The 20,232-nt window shown below is 59.4% G+C and carries 21 protein-coding genes; 6 read left to right on the plus strand and 15 right to left on the minus strand.

Annotated elements, in window-relative coordinates; genetic code table 11:
- Positions 1-7: 7 nt before the first annotated feature.
- From IE123_RS03120 to IE123_RS03140, 5 genes are all read right to left on the minus strand, one after another.
- Entirely contained in the window at positions 8-217 is a 210-nt protein-coding gene (locus tag IE123_RS03120; RefSeq protein ID WP_189514986.1) for a tail protein X, read from the minus strand.
- Complete coding sequence (locus IE123_RS03125) at positions 217-687, minus strand: head completion/stabilization protein (protein WP_189514988.1); 471 nt, start codon at positions 685-687, stop codon at positions 217-219. Before IE123_RS03125 ends, IE123_RS03120 begins: the two co-directional genes overlap by 1 nt.
- Positions 688-789: 102 nt before the next feature.
- Positions 790-1,509 (minus strand): phage terminase small subunit, encoded by a 720-nt coding sequence (gene gpM, locus IE123_RS03130; RefSeq protein WP_189514990.1) that lies wholly within the window; start codon positions 1,507-1,509, stop codon positions 790-792.
- Positions 1,509-2,546, minus strand: a complete 1,038-nt coding sequence (locus IE123_RS03135) for a phage major capsid protein, P2 family (protein ID WP_189514992.1) — start codon at positions 2,544-2,546, stop codon at positions 1,509-1,511. The genes gpM and IE123_RS03135 overlap by 1 nt, the downstream gene beginning before the upstream one ends.
- A gap of 14 nt (positions 2,547-2,560) precedes the next feature.
- Entirely contained in the window at positions 2,561-3,379 is an 819-nt protein-coding gene (locus tag IE123_RS03140) for a GPO family capsid scaffolding protein (RefSeq protein WP_189514994.1), read from the minus strand.
- A gap of 168 nt (positions 3,380-3,547) precedes the next feature.
- Here IE123_RS03140 and IE123_RS03145 point away from each other — a divergent pair, with 168 nt between their 5' ends.
- Together IE123_RS03145 and IE123_RS03150 are read left to right on the plus strand one after the other, a co-directional pair.
- The gene (locus tag IE123_RS03145; protein ID WP_189514996.1) at positions 3,548-5,353 is read left to right on the plus strand and encodes a terminase large subunit domain-containing protein; all 1,806 of its coding nucleotides are present in this window, start codon (positions 3,548-3,550) and stop codon (positions 5,351-5,353) included.
- Entirely contained in the window at positions 5,350-6,423 is a 1,074-nt protein-coding gene (locus IE123_RS03150; RefSeq protein WP_189514998.1) for a phage portal protein, read from the plus strand. The genes IE123_RS03145 and IE123_RS03150 overlap by 4 nt, the downstream gene beginning before the upstream one ends.
- 604 nt (positions 6,424-7,027) lie before the next feature.
- On the opposite strand, the gene IE123_RS03155 is transcribed toward IE123_RS03150, so the two are convergent.
- A complete protein-coding gene (locus tag IE123_RS03155; RefSeq protein ID WP_189515000.1) occupies positions 7,028-7,594 on the minus strand; it encodes a DUF1415 domain-containing protein in 567 nt (188 codons plus the stop codon).
- Positions 7,595-7,711: 117 nt separating this feature from the next.
- Positions 7,712-8,026 carry a DUF6482 family protein gene (locus IE123_RS03160; RefSeq protein ID WP_189515002.1) on the minus strand — a complete coding sequence of 105 codons (315 nt, stop codon included), beginning with the start codon at positions 8,024-8,026 and terminating at the stop codon, positions 7,712-7,714.
- 173 nt (positions 8,027-8,199) lie between these two features.
- Here IE123_RS03160 and IE123_RS03165 point away from each other — a divergent pair, with 173 nt between their 5' ends.
- Positions 8,200-8,394 (plus strand): CsbD family protein, encoded by a 195-nt coding sequence (locus IE123_RS03165; protein WP_189515004.1) that lies wholly within the window; start codon positions 8,200-8,202, stop codon positions 8,392-8,394.
- Positions 8,395-8,454: 60 nt separating this feature from the next.
- On the opposite strand, the gene IE123_RS03170 is transcribed toward IE123_RS03165, so the two are convergent.
- Entirely contained in the window at positions 8,455-8,919 is a 465-nt protein-coding gene (locus tag IE123_RS03170) for a copper resistance protein NlpE N-terminal domain-containing protein (protein WP_189515007.1), read from the minus strand.
- A gap of 245 nt (positions 8,920-9,164) precedes the next feature.
- On the opposite strand from IE123_RS03170, the gene IE123_RS03175 reads away from it, so the two are divergent.
- On the plus strand, positions 9,165-10,472 hold the full coding sequence (locus tag IE123_RS03175) for a carbohydrate porin (RefSeq protein ID WP_189515009.1): 1,308 nt from the start codon (positions 9,165-9,167) through the stop codon (positions 10,470-10,472).
- Between the two features lie 15 nt (positions 10,473-10,487).
- Here the strand turns inward: IE123_RS03175 and IE123_RS03180 are convergent, their stop codons facing one another.
- The 4 genes from IE123_RS03180 to IE123_RS03195 all read right to left on the minus strand — a co-directional run bounded on the left by IE123_RS03180 (position 10,488) and on the right by IE123_RS03195 (position 12,927).
- A complete protein-coding gene (locus tag IE123_RS03180) occupies positions 10,488-10,964 on the minus strand; it encodes a very short patch repair endonuclease (RefSeq protein ID WP_229819560.1) in 477 nt (158 codons plus the stop codon).
- Positions 10,965-11,024: 60 nt separating this feature from the next.
- Entirely contained in the window at positions 11,025-11,654 is a 630-nt protein-coding gene (locus IE123_RS03185) for a helix-turn-helix domain-containing protein (protein ID WP_189515011.1), read from the minus strand.
- Between the two features lie 191 nt (positions 11,655-11,845).
- Entirely contained in the window at positions 11,846-12,562 is a 717-nt protein-coding gene (locus tag IE123_RS03190; protein WP_189515013.1) for an LrgB family protein, read from the minus strand.
- Positions 12,559-12,927 (minus strand): CidA/LrgA family protein, encoded by a 369-nt coding sequence (locus IE123_RS03195; protein ID WP_189515015.1) that lies wholly within the window; start codon positions 12,925-12,927, stop codon positions 12,559-12,561. Before IE123_RS03195 ends, IE123_RS03190 begins: the two co-directional genes overlap by 4 nt.
- Positions 12,928-13,128: 201 nt before the next feature.
- Between IE123_RS03195 and IE123_RS03200 the strand changes: the two genes are divergently transcribed.
- A complete protein-coding gene (locus IE123_RS03200; protein WP_189515017.1) occupies positions 13,129-14,106 on the plus strand; it encodes an NADPH:quinone reductase in 978 nt (325 codons plus the stop codon).
- Between the two features lie 54 nt (positions 14,107-14,160).
- On the opposite strand, the gene IE123_RS03205 is transcribed toward IE123_RS03200, so the two are convergent.
- From IE123_RS03205 to cydD, 3 genes are all read right to left on the minus strand, one after another.
- Positions 14,161-14,925, minus strand: coding sequence for an SDR family NAD(P)-dependent oxidoreductase (locus IE123_RS03205; protein WP_189515019.1), 765 nt, complete (start codon positions 14,923-14,925; stop codon positions 14,161-14,163).
- A gap of 76 nt (positions 14,926-15,001) precedes the next feature.
- The gene (cydC, locus tag IE123_RS03210; protein ID WP_189515022.1) at positions 15,002-16,771 is read right to left on the minus strand and encodes a thiol reductant ABC exporter subunit CydC; all 1,770 of its coding nucleotides are present in this window, start codon (positions 16,769-16,771) and stop codon (positions 15,002-15,004) included.
- Positions 16,764-18,554 carry a thiol reductant ABC exporter subunit CydD gene (gene cydD / locus IE123_RS03215; protein WP_189515023.1) on the minus strand — a complete coding sequence of 597 codons (1,791 nt, stop codon included), beginning with the start codon at positions 18,552-18,554 and terminating at the stop codon, positions 16,764-16,766. Before cydD ends, cydC begins: the two co-directional genes overlap by 8 nt.
- A 172-nt stretch (positions 18,555-18,726) precedes the next feature.
- Here cydD and gltX point away from each other — a divergent pair, with 172 nt between their 5' ends.
- On the plus strand, positions 18,727-20,220 hold the full coding sequence (gltX, locus tag IE123_RS03220) for a glutamate--tRNA ligase (RefSeq protein ID WP_189515025.1): 1,494 nt from the start codon (positions 18,727-18,729) through the stop codon (positions 20,218-20,220).
- Positions 20,221-20,232: the final 12 nt, after the last annotated feature.

Genomic DNA, 20,232 nt, shown 5'->3' on the forward strand with positions numbered 1-20,232 from the left:
TGCGTAGTCAATCCCACAGCTGCACGCGGGTGCGCTGCGGTTGTGTATTTATATCGGGCAGCGTGACCGGGGTTCCCATTGGCAGGATTGGCCCGAGGTCGCATAGACCGGGGTTGGCTTTAAACACGCGCTCGATCACGCCATCGGTGCGCCCGTAATGCCGGTAGCAAATGTGATCGAGGGTGTCGTTTTGTTGCGCGCGAACGGTGCGGGCCATCAGATCAGTTCCACGGTCACATGCGGCCGGTCGAGGATCTCGCTGATCGCCCAGGACGCATCGCGGCGATAGCTCTCGCCGGCCTGCTCCTGCTGATCGCCCCGGTCGCGGGTGCTGGCCGTGGCGTCATAGTCGCGATACGCCTCGACGATGGCTGCATGAGCGGTCGCATACACGGCGCGGCGATAGAGGGCGAGATAGATACCGGGCGGCTGCCAGCTCGGTGGCGTGACGTCCTGCACCTGCTGATGGCCGGCGTCGATCTGCCGGGCCTGCCAGTCACGCAGCACGCGATTGACGGTGGCCATGGCGGTGAGCAGGGCATCCTGCACGCGGGGTGGGGTGACGGTACCGTCGAGACGACGGACGTCGCGAAACTCGGCGGGATCGATGGTCGGCCAAAATCCGTTGTTCTGGATGGGCTCGGCGGCGCGGGCGCTGGCGTTGCCGGTAGGGGCGAAACTGCTCATGGCGGCACCTCATATTTAAAACAGGGGGTGGACGGTGATGCGGCGATGGGCTCATGACCCTGCGTTATCACCGTGCCCCCTGGACGTCGCGGGTCGACTCGGTTAGCCCGGCTTGGCGTTGTTGGGTTGCTGGTCCGGCGGACCTGCCTGATCCGGCTGGGCGGGCTGTTCTTCCGCCTGCTTTTTCAGTGCCTTGCTGATGCGGTCGATGTCCTGCTTAACCCCGACACGATCGTTGAGCTGATAGGCGCGCTGATAGTGATCGAGGGCGTCGCCCAGCTCGCCGCGTGCGCGGTAGCCGTTGCCGAGTACCTTGTGCAGCTTGGCGCGGATCTGATCATGCATGTCGGCGCCTTCGATCAGGCCATCGATCTCGATCAGGTCATCGAGCATCGAATCATCGTCATCGGCGAGTGCCAGCGCCTGCTCGGCGGATTCCTCGGCGAGGATTGCGGCAGTGCCGCGCTGGAACTGCTCGCCCGGATCGAGCTGGTGCTGCATCGCGTAGCGGGCAATCGGCAGGGCGCCGGTGATGTCGCCCACATCGATGCGCCACAGCATGATGCGCATCAGCACTTCGTCCTCAGCGCCGCGCCCGGCGTTCAGTACGCCGTCGACGTACTCGGCGTAGTTGGGCAGGATCTCGCGCTTGATCTCGATCTTGCGCTCAACCGACTGGACGCTTTTCAAGCGACGGTAGTCCTCGAACAGCTGGGCGTGCATCAGATGGTAGGCATCGCCCTGCATGACCTGATCGCCGGCATCCGCCGCCGCTTGTGCGGCGGTGATGCGCTCGTAGTGTTTACGCAGCGGGCTGGTCATCAGGCACCTGTCGAGCTGTCAGTGGCGTCGGCTTCCGGTGCATCGGCATGCGTGATGTTTTCGATCAGGCAGCCAAAGCCGTAATCCTCGACGACGTAGGCTTCGTTCGACGACTCGAAGTTCTGGACGGCCTTGCGCTCGGGCTTGTCTTTCAGATAGCGACGGCGCGAGCCCTCCTGCCAGTAAATGGCGAGGTTATCCAGCGAGGTGATGAAGATGGTGCCGTCAGGCACGAACGGCACCTGCATGGCGTTCAGGCCACCGATCCGCTTCTGGGACATGATCACGTCCAGCGCCTGAGACTCAGTCGGCTGCTCCCAGCGATTGACCATGGGCAGATATTTGTCGGTCATGAGACGACGACCGACCAGCGCGACGAGATCAGTGCTGTCCTGGTACCACGGATCGATCAGCGAGCTAACGGCATCGAACACCAACGCATCGAGATTCTGGTATTCGCGGCCCTTACCGATGGTGACGTCGGCAGCCTCGCTGAACACGCGCGCGGGCGCGTTGTTGCGATACTGCTGGAGCCAGCCGACGTTGAGGTCTTGCAGCAGCGGGTATTTGGTGCGGTCGGTCTGTTTGGCCGCGTGGGTACCGTTGAACCCAACCATGATGCGGTCGAGCGCCTGTTGGCGAATGATGGCGTCGCGCACGCGGGCCTGAAAATCCGGAAATTTGGCCCACTGGTCGAGCTTGGCCCACTTGATGGCCGTATCGAACTCGGTCGACTCACAGCGGTAGTCGTGCTTTTCCAGCCCGGTGGGGTCGATGGGGTTACGGTCACGCTGATCGACATCGGTACGTGCCGCGATGGGGCCAGTGATCGTCAGTCCCAGCTTTTGGCCCACCAGATCGCGCACGCCGACCATGTTGATGCGGCTCAGAAAAGCGCTGGATTCCTGAATCTTGGTTTCAAGCGTCTGCTGCACACTCGGGTCGATGTCGAACGATGAGAACGCGTTTTCGGCACCGTTGAGCGTGGCGAGACGCGCGGCATATTGGTTGAGCTGTTTGCGGGTTTCGTTGCGCATGTTGTGGGCGTCTCTTAGCAGTCGGTTTCGATGGTGCCGTCGCTGCCGGTGGCCGGCGTGCGGGACTGGTGGCGTGGCGTTTTGTCGAGCTGGGCATACAGCTCGTCATGAGCGGTCTGGAGCTGGTCGTGCTTTGCCTGCAACGCGTTGAACTGACCCGCGCTGGGGCGTTTTTCCAGTTCGGCGCGCAGGTCGGCGTTTTCCTGCACGAACAGGGCCATGGTCTGCTCGATGTCATCGCGCAGGGCGGCAAAGTCGCCAGTGGTCTGCTCGCGCTGGCGCTTGAACATGCCCCTGACGCGCTCGGCGAGGGATGGACCTTTGCTGTTTTCGGGTTCGTCGCTGCCGGCGTTAAAGTCGACCTCGACCGCCTCGCTGAACAGGTTTTCGGGGCGCCGCTTGCGACTGGTCAGCGGTGAGTCAGCCCCGGCGCCGGCGCTAAATTTCAGCATTGAGGTGCCCAGCGATGCCGGCGAGTCAGTAACGGCCAGCCCGACCAGATAGGCCTCGCCGGTATCTGAGAAATCCGGTTCGATTTCCATCGACGTGTATACCTTCTGGCGCGCCTTGTTCATCGCCTTCAGCTCGTCGGTCGGGTCGAGATCGGCGAAAAGCTGTAGCTTGCCTTCGTCGTTTTCCTCGGTTTTCAGCCCGACGACATCGCCGTAAGCCTTGAAGGGGCTATCGGGCAGGATGCCCTTGATGTGTTCGAGGTTGATGCGGCAGCCGTATTTCTCGGGATTGAAATTGGCGGCCATCTGTTCGAGCCATTTGCGCTCGATCTTGCGGCCATCGGTGGTGGCGCCTTCGGTTGCGATGCGATGCCAGGGCATTGAGTAATCCTCGGGGAACTGTTCGGGCACTGTATGGGCGTCAGGTTCCGCGCAGATCGGCCTCGGCTCAACGCGCTGGCGTTGTAAAAGTGGGCGTTACAAGCCGCGCCCCGATATAGGCACTCGGCACGTCGGTACGCTGGCCGCATCACAACTGACGGCCAGACCATGACTGCAAACCCACTAAATCCCGCTGAAATTGACGCGACGCTGGATAGCCCGGACGCCGCGAAACTCTCCGCGCGCCATCTGTACTGGATGGGCTGGCGTGTCGGGCGCATTGCCGAGTTTTTGAACCTTTCCCCGAACACCATCAGCAGCTGGAAAGCCCGTGATAAATGGGATGAGGCGACATCGACCCAGCGCGTCGAGGGCGCATTAGAGGCGCGGCTGGTGATGCTGATCTCGAAAGAAGCGAAAGAAGGGCGCGACTTCAAGGAAATCGACCTGCTCGGTCGACAGATCGAGCGGCTGGCCCGCGTGCATCGCTATGAGGAAAGCGGCAAGGAGGGCGACCTCAATCCGAACATCGAGCGGCGCAACGCCGGCGAGAAGAAGAAGCCCGCGCGTAACGATGTCGGCGATGAGGGCGTGATCCAGATTGTCGAGGCGTTCGAGGCGTCGCTATTCGAGTACCAGCGCCACTGGTACCGGGCCGGCCAGCATGAGCGCATCCGCAACCTGCTCAAAAGCCGGCAGATCGGGGCGACGTGGTTTTTTGCCCGCGAGGCCATTGCCGATGCGGTAGAGACGGGCAAGAACAAGATTTTCATGAGCGCGAGCAAGGCGCAGGCGCACATCTTCCGCAACTACATCGTGCAGTTCGTAAAGGAGACGACCGGTGTCGAGCTGAAAGGCGACCCCATCGTGCTGGCCAATGGGGCCGAGCTGCACTTCCTCGGTACCAACGCCAAAACGGCGCAGGGCTATCACGGCGACACGTACCTGGACGAGTATTTCTGGATCGGGGGCTTTGAGCAGTTTCGGAAAGTCACCAGCGGCATGGCGATGCACAAGAAGTGGAAGCAGACCTATTTCAGCACGCCCAGCAGCATCGCCCATGAAGCCTATCCGTTCTGGACCGGCGAGCGATTCAACAAGCGGCAGAAGAAGGCCGACCGGGTCGAGATCGATGTGAGCCATGCGGCATTGGCCAACGGTGCCCGGTGCGCCGATGGCCAGTGGCGCCAGATCGTGACGATCAAGGATGCAATGGCCGGCGGCTGCGATCTGTTCGACATCGATCAGCTGCGTCTGGAGTACAGCGATGACGAGTTCGCGAACCTGCTGATGTGCGAGTTCGTCGACGACAGTCAGTCAGCGTTCCCGATGATGTCGATGCAGCGATGCCTGGTCGACAGCTGGGATACGTGGCGTGACTGGAAACCGTTTGCCGCTCGACCGTTCGGGGATCAGCCGGTGTGGCTGGGATATGACCCGGCAGGTGATGGCGAGGGCAGCGACGGGGCGGGGCTGGTCGTGCTGGCCCCGGCCAAAAATCGCAACGACCGGCACCGGATACTCGAACAGCATCGCCTTAAGGGCCACGACTATGAGGCGCAGGCCGATTACATCCATAAGGTGGCCCAGCGCTATAACGTTCAGTACATCGGCATCGACATTAACGGCATGGGCGACGCGGTGGCGCAGCTGGTCGCGAAGTGGTTCCCGCGCGTTGACCGGATTCGCTACACCCCCGACAGCAAGAGCGCGCTGGTCCGTCAGGCGCAGCACATCATCGACCGCGGTCGCCTGGAGTTCGACGCGCGCGACACGATCATCGCGCAGTCGTTTACGGCGATCCGCCGCGAGCTGACCGCAAGCGGTCGGCAGTTCACCTATGCCGCTGGCCGTAACGGCCAGACCGGCCACGCAGACCTTGCATGGGCAACCATGCACGCCCTCAGCAATGAGCCCATCGACGTTCTCGCCGACGGCGAGCGCGGTGGCTCGATCATGGAGATTTACGGATGACCGACGTTACCGCAAAACCACGCCAGCGCGCCTATGCCCGATTCGAGCAGCAAGCCGCCGCACCAGCCCCGGCCTCGGCACGCCCCGAGGCGTTCACCTTCGGTGAGCCGGTGCCCGTCACCGATCTGGCCGATTTTCTCTATACCGGCTGTTGGATGGCCAATGCCCGGTGGTATGAGCCGCCGGTGGATCTGGCCGCACTGGCGAAAATGTACCGGGCGACCGCGCACCACGGCAGCGGGCTGCAGGTGAAACGCAACATCCTGACGAGGTCGTTCATTCCGCACCCGCTGCTGGGCCGGCAGGCGTTCCGCGAGCTGGTCACGGATTATCTGGTGTTCGGCAATGCGTATATCGAACGGGTCTATGGTCGGCTGGGTCGCCTGATCGGGCTGCGCCCGGCGCGCGCCAAATACGTGCGGCGCGGTACCGAGGAAGGGCATTTCTGGTGGGTGAGCAACTGGCAACAGCCGATCGAGTTCGAAGTCGATTCGATGATTCATCTGATTGAGCCGGACATCAATCAGGAGATCTACGGCGTGCCGGATTACATGGGCGCGCTGCAGTCGATCATGCTGAATGAAAACGCGACGCTGTTTCGCCGGCGCTACTACCTGAACGGCAGCCATGCCGGGTTTGTGATGTACGTCTCTGACGCCGCGCAGAATCAGGAGGACATCGATGCGATGCGCGACGCGCTCAAGAACAGCAAAGGGGTCGGGAATTTCCGCAACCTGTTCCTGCATTCACCTCATGGCAAAAAGGATGGGGTGCAGATCATCCCGATCAGCGAGGTCGCGGCGAAAGATGAGTTCGCCGGAATCAAGAACATCACCCGCGACGACACACTGGCTGGCCACCGGGTACCGCCGCAGCTGATGGGGATCATCCCGAACAACACGGGTGGGTTCGGTGACATCGAGAAAGCGGCGCGCGTGTTCGTGGCCAATGAGCTGGACCCGCTGCAGTCAGTGTTCCTGGAGATCAACGACATCGTGGGGCAGGAGGTGGTGAGGTTCAGACCGTATGAGCTGAGCGGGAATCAGCAGCAGGGCGATCCAGTCATGTGATCATCAGCCGCCCGATGGGCGGCTTTTTTGTGTCTGCACGGCTATCTCGATTGAGACGGATTATTTTTAGCATTCGCATGTGTCCACGCTATCCGTCCTGTATTGCCGCGTGCGCCTCGCTGGCGCTTTGCATCCTTAGGGCCTGGCTTTTCTGCGCCTACTCGGCAGGCGGCCAGCCTGCCCCCCTAGCGGGGGCGTTTTTACCTCACGGCGCGCCATCGACTCCCCGCCCCGCCTGCGCGCTAAATGGGTCGGTTTTATTGCACTCTTGCATCTGCCTTGGAGCCAGCCGTCCTGCGGGCCGCGCGGTGGTTTTTGCTACGGCTTTTCCCTTGCGATTTCTTGCATTTCAAACGTGGTAAGAGGCAAAAAGGGTGAGCAAAGAATCTTTTCTCAGGATTTGTACCATCAGTGTACCAACCGGCCTATGAACCCAGTCACAGCGCTCTTTGTTGTCCCATCCATCATCGGGGCAATGGAAAAACGACGCGCGGCGTCAGCGGCGTGAATCGGGGTGGTGGCAGGCATGACAGATGTTTTCCGGCGTTACAAAACGGTCTTCAGACAGGCGGCAATTTTCTCACAGCTTCGGGCATTCGCCCAATCAGGACGAGGACGTGTCTTGATGGATGGCATCCTGTGTTTCCCGACACCACTGGGCGCCGTGCTCCCTGAGCAGTGACTGGTTGCGCTCGGGAATACGCTCGGGATGCGGGAAGCGTGCCAGCGCTGCCTCAAGACTGGTTTCGCGCAGCAGATGGAAGAGAGGAAAGGGGGAACGGTTGGTGTAGTCCGCGGCATCTTCATGACCGGGCGTGGCCTGGCTGTCGCCGAAGAGATAGTCGGGATGAAAGCTTGCCAGCTGATAGACGCCTTCGTAGCCTTCGCTGATCATCAAGCGCTCGGCCATGTCGAGCTTGTCCAGAAAGGTGAAGAAATCCTCGGCACCGGGTGTGAGTACCAGCAGCGTGGTTTCCGTGCCCGGATCCTGATCAAGATGCTCACACTCTTCAATGACGGCCATGAGCAGGGCGGCATCGTCATTGGCATCCAGCTGGCGATAGCGAATACGCTCTCGTTCGAACTCGGCGGCCGCAAACGGACATAGATCCTGTGCCATGACCCAGTCCCTGACCCAGCGTCGGGTCGCCTCCAATGGGTTTATCGTCACGATATGCTCTTTTTTAAAAGGAAAAGGGCCGACAACATGTCGGCCCGAAAACGATATATTACGCTTGCATCACGCGATTTACAGCGCCTGAAAAAGCGTTTTTGACAGGCGCGCTGTTTACCAGGGCTGGCCTTCAAGGGTGATGGGCATCCGGTCATCGGCGGTTTCGGCCTCTGATCCCATCATTTCGTCATGCGCGACGCTGTGCTTGAAATAGATCGGTACGCCTTCCAGTCCACCCATGTCACGCAGCATGGTCTTGGCAGCATTGAGAGATTGCGGCGTCAGGATCGTGCCATCCTCGTTGAGCAGGGTGTCGGCCTCGCCCTGGCTGGTGATATGCACAGTGAAGATATCGCCTTCCATCGATTCGATGACGATTTCATCAATCTGCTGGGCATGCGCCTTCTCGGTCAATTCATTGAGCTTCATCTTTCTGCCTCTCCATGGCAAAGCGGTGTAATACCTCTCTCACTGTAGTCTGTCTGGCCCGCGGGCTGTTCAATGGATCGAAATTTGTCGACATACCTTTAGATATGCCACGTCACTTCATGAGGCGCGGGCTATGATGCAATGATCCTGCAGAAAGATTCGGAGGCATGGTAATGACTGACAAGAGCCCACCGCTGGAAGACCTCAAGGGCAAGGCCAAGGAGGCATGGGGAACGCTTGGCAATGATGACGCGTTGAGCGATGAAGGCGAAATCCAGCAGATTGCCGCCAGACTTGAAAAGGAGCAGGGCCTTGGCGCCGAGGAGGCTCAGCGTCAGGCCGAGAAGATCTTTCACGACCGACGCTGAATGGCCAGCGTGTCTTGCAGACAGAACGCGCTGCAGGATGACGGCACACCCTGCGACGCTCTAGAGCCTGTGAAGCTCATCATTGTGCTGTGTGTCCAGCGGCTGAAAATGCTCATCCACCAGCTGCAGCGTGCTGTTGTTTTCCATCAACAGATAAACAGGGGCATGCTCTTCATCGCCGCGGGCGGGATGCAACACATAGACCGTGCCGTTGCCGGGTACGGCATTGCCGCTGAGCACCTTCCAGTCGCCCTTGCGACGCTTCGTCTGGCCGTCATCAGGGCCGCCCTGGGGCGTTTCGGTCAGGTTGTAGACGCCGCCGGCACTGTCCGTACTGAAGTTCAGTGACAGCTCGGTTTCCACGCCGTCGCAGTTGTCGCACGGTAGAATGCCGCCATAGATCTGATTGGTGCCGGAACTGCGCTGTGACGAGCTGGTGGTGGCGTTGTCATGGCCCTGATCACAGCCGGCCATCAAAAGTCCCACAAGCGCCCCCGTCAGCGCCAGTACGCTAAAACGTGTCAAAGTCGTGCTCCTTGCTGTCCTGAAGTCATCTGCCTCTGGCGGGTGCTCATGACCCTTCCTGCCAGTCTCATGAAGCCTAAACGATCCGGTTGGTCATGTCTCTGTGACACTCTGGCGCCGGAAGAGCCGCATGATTCATGCCATACCGCGACGATGGTCCAAAAACTATTGTTGTTCATGGCGTTCAGGGCGAGAATCTCTTTGTTTTAGCTTAATTCAAATATGACATTGTAAAGGGATGGGACATGAAAAAGGGGTGGTGTTGCACGCTGGCGCTCATGAGCATGGGAATGACGTCACAGGGCTGGGCTGCAGGTGCCTTTGATCCCGACGGCGATTACATGTTCGGCGACTGGGGCGGCGTACGCTCGGATCTGGAGGCGCAGGGTGTTGCCTTTCAGCTTGAGCACATCTCCGAGATGGCCTACTCCCTTGATGGCGGTTTTCGGGATAAACATACCGGTCGCTATTCCGCTCAATGGACGGCCGGTGCCAACGTCGATCTTGATCGTCTGCTGGGCATTCCCGATGCACGGTTTCAGTTCACCCTGACCAATCGCAATGGCGAAAGTCTGACCAACGACGTCATCAATAATCCCGACAGCGTGGGCGTCTCCTCCAGTCAGGAGGTGTATGGACGTGGCAGCGTTACCCGCATTACCCAGCTTTGGTATGGTCAGTCCTACATGGATGATACCTTCGAGATCAAGGCAGGGCGCGTGCCGGTAGGCGATGACTTTGCGGTCTACGACAGCAATTTCCAGAACCTTTATCTGGGCAGCGGCGAACCCGGCAATCAAAACGGTGGCATCTGGTATAACTGGCCGATCTCCCAGTGGGCGCTGGTCGGCAAGTGGAATATTACCGATGAGCAGTACGCGCAGATCGGCTTTTTCAATCTCAACGAGGCCAACCTGGATCGTGATCATGGGCTGGATCTAAAGCACAGCGGCACCAGTGGCACCCTGATCCCGGTCGAGTACGGATTCCAGCCCGAACAGGGGCTTAATGGACTGCCGGGCAATTATCGACTGGGCTATTACTACAGCAGCGCCGATGCTGATGATTACTCATCGCGCGACCTTGCCTCGGGTGCACAAAAGAGCCATCGCTACGGACTTTACTATGTCATCGATCAGCAGGTGACAAGCCGTGACGGCGATCGCGATCGTGGCCTGGGGGTGTTCAGCATGGGGACGTGGAACGATGGCGATACGGCTACCTTTGATCGCTATCTCTCGGCCGGGGTGACCTATACCGGACCGTTCGACGGCCGTGAGCAGGATGAGATCGGTCTTGGTCTGGCCTATGCCCACGTTAATGATGATTACGATGTGTGGTCACGATCAGGCAATGCGGCACTGGGCGGGTCGTCAGCGTCGGGCTATGTCCCGCGACAGGGAGAGGAGTACAACGCGGAACTTTACTACTCCCTGCAGGCCACGCCCTGGCTGGCCTTTCGGCCCAATCTGCAGTACGTGCGCCATCCCGGGGCGGACAGTGACGTGGACAATGCCTGGATCGCAGGTCTTTCAGTGCTGGCCACCTTTTAATGCGTGAGCAGGGCGCTACTGCGGTGGCGCCCTGCGTTCACGTGGTGGCCGAGATGGCCACTCTTCAATATCTGCTCCGTGTTCGATCAGCGGCACAATCTCATGAAGTGCCGCAGGCATATGGCGCAATCCGCACTCCCAGACGAGCACGGCGCGCCAGCCCATGTCATTGAGCTGTGCCAGCTGACGCTGATCGCGCATGACATTCCCCTCCAGCTTTTCCTGCCAGAAGGTTTTTCGCGTCGCCGGTGATGTGGCATAGAAGCAATGCCTGTGACGATGCCAGAAACAACCATGTACAAAGACAACACATCGATGACGCGGCAGAGTCAGGTCGGGTGTGCCCGGCAGGTCACGTCGATGCAGACGAAACCGATAGCCACAGGCATGAAGATAGCGCCTGATCAGAAGTTCCGGCTTTGTGTTCTTGCCCTGAATGCCCGCCATCATGCGAGAGCGTGTGGCAGCGTCAACAACATCGACCAAGGTCATGATCTCCCGTTTCACGGATAGCAGAACATGGAGTGTAGGAGATCATGCCAGGGTCATGCGTCAGAAGGCCATGACTTTCATCGGCCAGATAGCGGGAATGAAGGCATGAAAGACGATCTTGTCGACATGTGTCCTCTCTTCAGGATGATGACTGTCGGTCTCGCCAAAAATATCCAGAATCATGTCGAAATCCTGTTCGAGTCTTTTAACCATCAGGCGAGCATTCCTTTCGACAAGATAAAGGCCATTGCCGTCAAAATGGGAGCAGTTTCTTGCCAGCATCAGGGTGCCCTGCGGGCAGAAATCGAAGTGGCCAGGATGCTGAGGCGTCAGTAAATAGTCATCTTTTTTTATCAGTGCATTGTCAATAAAGCCCATGGGAAAATGCGAGATCGGTACTGCATTGACACCGATCGTTTCGGGTGATGTCGTTAGTGGATAAAGAGGAAGGGACAACAGCATGGCATGGCTGGCACCGGACATATCCCGGGCATTGCCCAGCAGGTAGGCAATGCTGCAGCGCAGTGCTCTCGCCAATGGCTCCAGCCGCGAATGGCCGACACGTTTGATGGTGCCATTTTCCCAGTAGGAAATGGTGACATCTGAAACGCCTACACGACGGGCCAGCTCGGCCTTGCTTAGTCCACACTGCTCTCGCAATTTACGAATGCGCTCGCCCAACTCGTTCATGCGTGCCTCACAGGTTTCATAAGCGAGCCAGCATATCGAGCTGGATGTTAAGTATGTTTAGTAGTTTGTCACCAATTGAACACAGGTACGATCAATGAATTTAATTATTTAGTGCTAAAACATTTTTTTGTAGGAGCAGGAAAAGGGGAACCCTTTATCAGGAAAAGATATCAGTAAAGGCTGATGCATTGTTACTGACCCAACCAGCCTGCCAGCCAGGGAAGCACAATGGCACTGAGCGCACCGTTAAGCCCCATGGCAAGACTTGCAAAGGCGCCTGTCTGTGCATCAATGCCAAAGCCGCGTGCTGTACCCAGGCCATGTCCGTTAAGACCGAGTGCCAGACCGACAACGCGTGGGTCATGACAGCGCAACATGAGGGCCAGCGGTGGAATGGTAGAGGCCGCCAGGATACCGGTCACCGTGACAATACCTGCCGTCAGGCCGGGATAGCCGCCCAGCCCTTCCGAGACGCCAATGGCAATGGGTGTCGTAATGGACTTGGGTGCCAGCGAGGCAAGAATGTCGGGAGAAAGCCCCAGCGCCCAGGCGATGGCAAGCGTCGCCGCACAGGCGGTGATCGACCCGACAAGCAGGCTCACCGTAAGCGGGATCAGCAAGCGCTTGATGTGTTGGAACTGCTCATAAAGCGGAACGGCAAGCCCGACCGTCGCCGGCCCCAGCAGCAGTGTCAGCCAATGGGCGTCGAGATAGTAGGTGTCGTAATCGACCGGCAACACTGCAATGAAAAGTGCCAGCAGCAGGCTGCCGGTCAGCATCGGGGGAGCCCAGCTGGGGTAGCGCATCAGTCGATACAGGGACAGGGCAAGCATGTAGGCGGCCAGGGTCATCACAATGGCCAGTGCTGGCGTTGCCATCATCTCGCGGGCAAGGGTTTGAAGCGTCATGACGCGCCTGCCGCATCGTCCCGGCGCTGCTGCCACCGCACCATGGCTTGCATGGTCACAAGGGTGACCACACTGCTGATCAGTGTGCCCAGTACGATGGCAATCAAAAGCCTGAGCCAGTTATCGGTCAGCGTCGTGCCCAGAAAGAACAGGCCCGCGGCACTGGGCAGAATCAACAGGGTGAAATAATGAATCAGGTGGCCGGCGGCGACGCCCATCGAGCGTGAGGAGCGCCGGCGTACAATCAGGACAAGAAAAAGCACCAGCATGCCCAGCACGCTTCCCACCACGGGCAGTGCCAGCACCGTCTGCAAAAGATTGCCGATGACCAGAAAGATCATCAGCCACATGAACCCCTTTAACATCGCGGCCTCTGGAATAAGCAGTCCGATACTCTCTTGCTGGCAGGCAGCATCGGTCTGGCGGGTTGGGTCTTCAGCGCATGATAAGCTAATGATATAAGGGAGTGCAGTGACAAATCGTGCACGCCTTCTGGCATCAGCTCGCCAGTCATGGCGAATACTGACCGATTCTTTATTCCTGTCTTTTATTGGGGGCAATGGTTCATGGCAAAACGCATTGAATTTGCAGAAACCGGCGGGCCGGAAGTGCTCAAAATGCGTGAATTCGAGCCCGGTGAGCTCGGGCCACAAGAGGTTCGTGTTACCAACTGGGCCATTGGTCTCAACTTCATCGATATCTACGTGCGTACCGGTCTCTATCCGGTGAGTGAGCTGCCCTCGGGGCTGGGCACCGAAGGGGCCGGTATCATCGAGGCAGTGGGTGAAGAGGTCACCGATTTCAAGGAGGGTGATCGCGTGGCCTACGCTACCGGCCCGCTGGGTGCCTATTCGACGCACCATACCCTGCCGGCTGACAAGGTCGTACTGCTGCCGGACAGCATTGGTTTTGATCAGGCCGCCGCTGCCATGCTGAAGGGACTGACCGTGCAGTATCTACTGCGTCAGGTGTATCCGATCAAAAGCGGCGATACCTTTCTCTTCCATGCCGCAGCAGGCGGCGTGGGTCTGATCGCCTGCCAGTGGGCCAGAAGCCTTGGGGCACGTTTGATCGGCACGGTTTCCACTCCGGAAAAGGCGGCGCTTGCCCAAAAGAATGGTGCCTGGGCGACCATCAACTACAGCGAAGAGAACGTGGTCGAGCGCGTACGAGAGCTGACCGATGGACAAATGTGTCCAGTGGTCTATGACTCGGTGGGGCGGGATACCTGGGAAACATCGCTGGACTGTCTGGCGCCGCGTGGCCTGATGGTGAGCTTTGGCAATGCGTCTGGCCCGGTGGAAGGTGTCAATCTGGCCATCCTGAACCAAAAGGGATCGCTTTTTGTGACGCGTCCCAGCCTTGCCGGTTACGCCAACACCCGAGAGCGTCTGGAGGCGATGAGCCAGGAGCTTTTCCAGGTAATGAGCAATGACAGTGTGCACGTCAATATCGGCTGTCGCTTCCGTCTTGATGAGGCCGGCGAGGCACAGCAGAACCTGGCCTCCCGCCGTACGTCAGGTTCGACCATCCTGATTCCCTGAGCATGAGGCTCACGCTGTCGGTCTTTGAACGCCTGCTTGCCAGCGTGAGCCTGCCTACCATTCGATGGGCGTATCGTTCCAGTCATAAAACGTCCCGCTGTCGTCAGGGGTGCGTTGATCCATCACCTGCAGCAGACGCTCGGCCACGAAGTCCGGCGTAAACAGCTTTTGCGCTGGCACCCTGTCCTGAAAGGGTCTGGAAAGCTCGGTATCCGTCGTTCCCGGATGCAGGCACAGCACGATGGCCTGCGGATTGCGGCGTCTGAACTCGATGGATGTCGTTTTCATCAGCATGTTGAGGGCTGCCTTGCTGGCGCGATAGGCGTACCAGCCACCCAGATCGTTATCCCCGATGGAGCCCACCCGCGCTGATAGCGTTGCCATGATGGCCGGATGGCGTGTCAGGCGATCCGCCAAGGTACTGATCAGCATGGCAGCTGTCGCTGCATTGACATGAAAGGCATGGTGCAGGGTGTCAAAGGAGAGCCTTTCCAGACGTTTTTCCGGTGAAATGGCCACCGGTTGATCACTTTGTCCGTCGTGCAGCACACCGATGGTATTGAACAGCAGATGGATTGGTGTCTGATGCAGCCAGGTGCTCAGCGTTTCCAGGCCCTGCTCGGTCGTGACATCGGCTTCAACGATCTCCAGCCGATCCATGTCCAGCTTCGCATCTCGTTCAAGTCGCTCACGTTGGCGGGTGACGGCAATGATCCGCCCGGCACGAGGCTCCCGGGAAAGTCTTGCCAGCAGTGCCCTGCCGATGCCACCACCGCCCGTGATGACCGCTGTGTATTGATCGGGAAGATGCTCGAGCATGTCATGACTCGCCTGATGAATGAGGATCTCTCATCGGGTGACGAAAGATCCTTCAAGCGTAGCGGATATTGATATGTCAGGCCGGGCGCATCAGGCCGGCAAGCTCGGGATCAATGCGCCGGCACAATGTGGCCAGACGGCTATTGGCATTCGTCATGAGCTGGTCAGGCGTGTCATGTTCTACCAGGCGACCCTCGTCGAGCATGGCGATGCGATCAAAGCATTCAAGCTGCGTTAGCCGATGGGTAATCACGATCAGCGTGCGTCCGCGGCAGTAGTCGCGAATGGCATTCAGAACCTGCTGCTCGGTGGCTTCATCCAGGCCTTCAGTGGGCTCATCAAGCAGCACGATGGGGGCCTGGCGTAGCAGGGCGCGAGCGATGCCAAAGCGTCTCAGCTGGCCGCCGGACAGGGAGCTGCCGCGCTCATCCGGAAAGCCTGACAGGCCGTCAGGCTGATGTTCCAGCCAGTCGCGCAGGGCCAGGGCGTCAAGCACAGCCATGATGCTTTCATCCGCGATGGTCTGGCCCATGGTCAGGTTGTCGCGGTAGCTGGCAGTGAAAAGATGCGTCTCCTGCTGGGCAACAGTGAACTGGGCGCGCAGGGTGGCCTCGCTCAGCTGATGCAGGGGAACACCGCCCAGCGTGATGGCACCATCATTTGGGGTCACGAAGCGGATCAGGCTATTAAAAAGCGTTGTCTTGCCGCCCCCGGATGGCCCAATGATCAACAGATGCTCGCCTTCTTCTATGGTCAGGCTGACCGCGGACAGGGCGGCGGTGCCGGCATCAAAGCGAACGCTTAGGTCATCGATCGACAGGCGTGTGCCTTCAGGCATCTGATGTTCACCCGCTGCCGGAAAGCTGGTTTCTGACACGCGCTCGCGGATGTCATCAAGACGTGCGGCGGCGCGTTGAATGCGCCCCAGGTGTTGCCAGGCCTGCGGCAGCAGGGCAATCGCCTCAAAGGCGCCCATGACGGCAAGACCCATGAGGGCTACCAGTACCGGGCTCATGCCGTAATGGGTCACGGCCCAGCCTGCCATGCCCAGCACCCCCGTCAGCGTCAGGCCCAGCAGCGTATGGGACAGCAATTGTGAATTGCCCCATTGGCGGGCAAGCTGATACTCATGGGCATCCCGGGCATGTTCGCCTTTGATGAGGCTGTCGACCTCGCCATGCCAGCGGTTGTAGATCATCAGCTCCGAGAGGCCATTCAATCGCTCCAGCAGCCGGGCACGCAGCCGGGTGTTGTCCTGCTGCCAGGCATCGGAGTGAGCGCGTCCGGCTCGCCAGGCAAGCCATGGACCCAAAAGACCCGAGATCAGCAGGGCAAGGGCGGCAAACATGCCGATGGCTGGTGCAAAGACACCGATGACCACACCGCAGACCACAATCCCCAGCAGCGCCACGATGGACGGCGCCAGCACCCGCAGATAAAGGCCGTCGAGGGCATCAACGTCGGCGGTCAGACGCGTCATGAGCTCGCTTTCCCCGTGGCGCTGCAGCTGGGCGGGGGAGAGTGGTTCAAGCCTTTCATAAACATGGCGCCGCAGTCGTGACAGCAGGCGAAAGGTGGCATCGTGGGTGACCAATCGCTCGCCGTAGCGGGTGCCGGTACGTGCCAGGGCAAAAAAACGTACGCCGGCCGATGGCAGCAGATAGTTGAAGGTCTGGGCGGTAACCACGCTCAGGCCTGCCAACGCAGAGGCTGACAGGAACCAGCCTGACAGGGCCATCAGACCGATGCTGGAGGCAAGGGCGATCAGCTGCAGCGCGATCCCGATTCCCAGCAGCCAGGCCCAGGGTTTCATGAGGCGCAGATAGGGCAAAAGCTGTCTAAACATCGCGCATCTCCGACATGTCGATCGCGGTCGGACGTGCCAGCGGCCCGCCCGGCGCGCGCAGGGCATCGAGCGTATCCAGCGCCTGTACATGCCCCTGATCGAGCATCAGAACCCGATCGGCCAGCGCCAGAAGTTCCATGCGGTGGGTCAGCAATATGACTGTACGGCCCCTGCAAAGGCGCGTCAGCGTTTCCATGACAAGCCGCTCACTGGCCTGATCAAGACTGGCGGTGGGTTCATCAAGCAGTACCAGTCGCGCATCGCGCAAAAAGGCGCGCGCCAGGGCAATACGTCGTGCCTGACCACCGGATACTGCACGGCCGCCTTCTCCCAGCCGTGTTTCAAGGCCTTCGGGAAGCTCTGTAAACCAGTGATGAAGTGCTGCCTGCTCCAGGGCATCAAGCAGGTCATCGTCACTTGCCTGAGCATTGGCCAGTCGAAGATTATCGGCCAGCGTGCCGGATACAATGACGGCCGATTGGCCTACCCAGGCGATCTGATGCTGCCAGTCATCGGGGCGAATGTCGGCCAGCGCGCGCGGTGGCTGACTGCCATCCATGACACTGACGCTGCCCGCCTCAAAATGCATGAAGCCCATCAAAATGTTGAGCAGCGTGGACTTGCCCGCACCGCTCGGGCCAATGACAGCCAGCATTTCGTTGGCGCGGATGTCGATGGTGACGTTATCAAGCGCTGCAGAGGAGCGTCCAGCGTAGCGTGCTGTCAGGCCCTGGAGGGAGAGTGCAAGGCTGCCTTCAGGCTGCCAGGCACCTTGCTCGGTATCGCGCTCAAATACGCGCCGGTTGAGAATCGGTATCAGGTCTTCAGCGGCGGCTTCTGCTTCGGCCCTGGCGTGGTAGTGAACACCAAGATCACGCAGCGGCTGATAGAACTCGGGTGCCAGAATCAGAATGAACAGGCCAATAAAGAGATTGATGCCATGGTCATACATGCCGAAATGGAACTGGCCCAGATAGACAAAGCCCAGATAGAGCGCCAGAAGAGCAATCGAGACGGAAGCAAAAAACTCCAGCACGGTCGAGGAGAGAAAGGCCAGGCGCAGCACGCGCATGGTGCGGCGTCGGAAGCCTTCGGACACCGTGTGTACCTCCTGTGCCTGGCGCTTGCTGACATCGAAAAGCTTGAGTGTGGAAAGCCCCTGTAGCGTGTCAAGAAAGTGTCGGCTCATGCGGCCCATTTCCAGAAACTGGTCTTCCTGACGTTTTTTGGCACCGAGGCCCACCATCGCCATGTTCATCGGGATCAGCGGGCCGGTAGCAATCAGGATCAGGGCGGCGGCCCAGCTCAACGGCGCCACGGCGATCACGATGATCACGGGAATAATGCCGCACAGCAGCATCTGTGGCCGATAGTCGGCATAAAAACCCTGCAGGGCATCGACCTGATCCCAGACACGGTTGCTCAGTGTGGCGCTATGCTGGCGCCGTGCCCACAGCGGCCCGAGGATGGCGATGCGCTCCAGCAGCTCCCGGCGTACGGACTGTCGTATTTCGATGCCGCCGCGGGCGCCAAAAATAGTGCGTGCCCGAACCAGCAGCCCACGGGCGATAAAGGCCGGTGGCAGTAGCAGCAAGGGCGTGACAAGGGAGGAGAAGTCGGCGCTGTCGATCACCATGCGCTGTGCGATGGTGGCGATGCACCATGCCTGTACCAGCAGAATCAGTGTGGAAAGGGTGCCTGCAATCACCGAGAGTCGGGTCCAGCGAGCGCCTCGTTTGGCAGTGCGTTGCAGCCACTGGCGAGGTGTTTCATTCGATGCCATGACGGCTCCATCGAGAGCGGGGACACAATATCAACAAAAATGCGCTCGTACGCACAGAGGTACTTCGTCGCAGCCGCACAGGACATGGGTCATGAGACGATGTGCGGCGGCTTAAGTGCGCGAGTCAGTTGGCGTATAATAGTGACACGTTTTCCAGCCAATGGCCGTTTTCATGACTGTACGCACGCGTATTGCCCCTTCGCCGACCGGCGACCCCCATGTCGGTACTGCCTATGTGGCCCTTTTCAATCTCTGCTTTGCAAAACAACACGGCGGCGAGTTCATTCTTCGTATTGAAGACACCGACCGGGTGCGCTCCACGTCCGAATCCGAGCAGATGATTCTGGATTCGCTGCGCTGGCTGGGTATTGACTGGGCCGAGGGTCCGGATGTCGGTGGTCCTCATGGCCCCTATCGCCAGAGCGAGCGCGGTGACATCTATGCTGCTCATGTTCAGAAGCTTCTGGACAGTGGTCATGCCTTCAAGTGCTATCGCACCAGCGAAGAGCTTGACGAGATGCGTGAGGCGCGCAAGGCGCAGGGGCTTTATACCGCGCTCAAGCCCGAGGATCTTTATCTGGATGACGGCGAGCATGCCCGGCGCGAGCAGGAAGGCTGGCCGCATGTCGTACGCATGAAAGTGCCCGGGGAAGGCAGCTGCCGTTTTACCGACATGTTGCGCGGCGAGATCGAGGTGGACTGGGCGCAGGTGGATGCGCAGATCCTGATGAAGTCGGACGGCATGCCGACCTACCACCTGGCCAATGTGGTGGATGACCACCTCATGGGCATTACGCATGTACTGCGCGGTGAGGAGTGGATCAACTCGGCACCCAAGCACATTCTGTTATATGAATATTTTGGCTGGGAGATGCCGGCACTGTGTCACCTGCCGCTGCTGCGCAATCCGGACAAGTCCAAGCTTTCCAAGCGCAAGAATCCGACCTCGATCAACTACTACAAGCGCATGGGTTATCTGCCTCAGGCCGTCACCAACTATCTGGGCCGCATGGGCTGGTCGATGCCCGATGAGCGCGAGAAGTTCACCCTCAATGAGATGATGGCCAGCTTCGATATCCATCGCATTTCGCTGGGCGGGCCGGTATTTGATCTGGAAAAACTGACCTGGCTGAACGGGGTCTACCTCCGTGAAGATCTCGATGATGAGGCCTTCATGCGCAAGCTGATGCAGTGGGCCTTCAACGAAGAGTACGTGGGTAAGATTCTGCCGCAGGTCAGGCCGCGGGTGCAGACGCTCTCCGAGGTCATGCCGCTGGCGGGCCATTTCTTCTCGGGGCTGCCGAACCTGCAGGCCGAGCAGTTTGATGAGATGGGCATGACGCGCGAGCAGACGGTTCGACTGCTGCAGTTTCTGCTCTGGCGGCTGGAAAATGTTCGTGGCTGGGACAAGGAATCATTGCTGGCTGAGGTCAAGCTCTTGTCGAGCTATCTCGAGCTCAAGATGAAAGCCTTTCTGGCCCCGGTGTTCGTTGCCGTGACCGGTAGTCAGACCTCAACCTCGGTCATGGATGCCATGGTGATTCTGGGGTCTGACATGACCCGGGCGCGTCTACGGCATGCGCTACAGGTACTGGGCGGCGTGTCCAAGAAGCAGGGCAAGGCGCTTGAGAAGGAGTATCGGGATCTACCTGCTCATGATGCGTAATAGACTTGACGA

This window comes from Kushneria pakistanensis (assembly GCF_014652795.1).
Lineage (GTDB): Bacteria > Pseudomonadota > Gammaproteobacteria > Pseudomonadales > Halomonadaceae > Kushneria > Kushneria pakistanensis.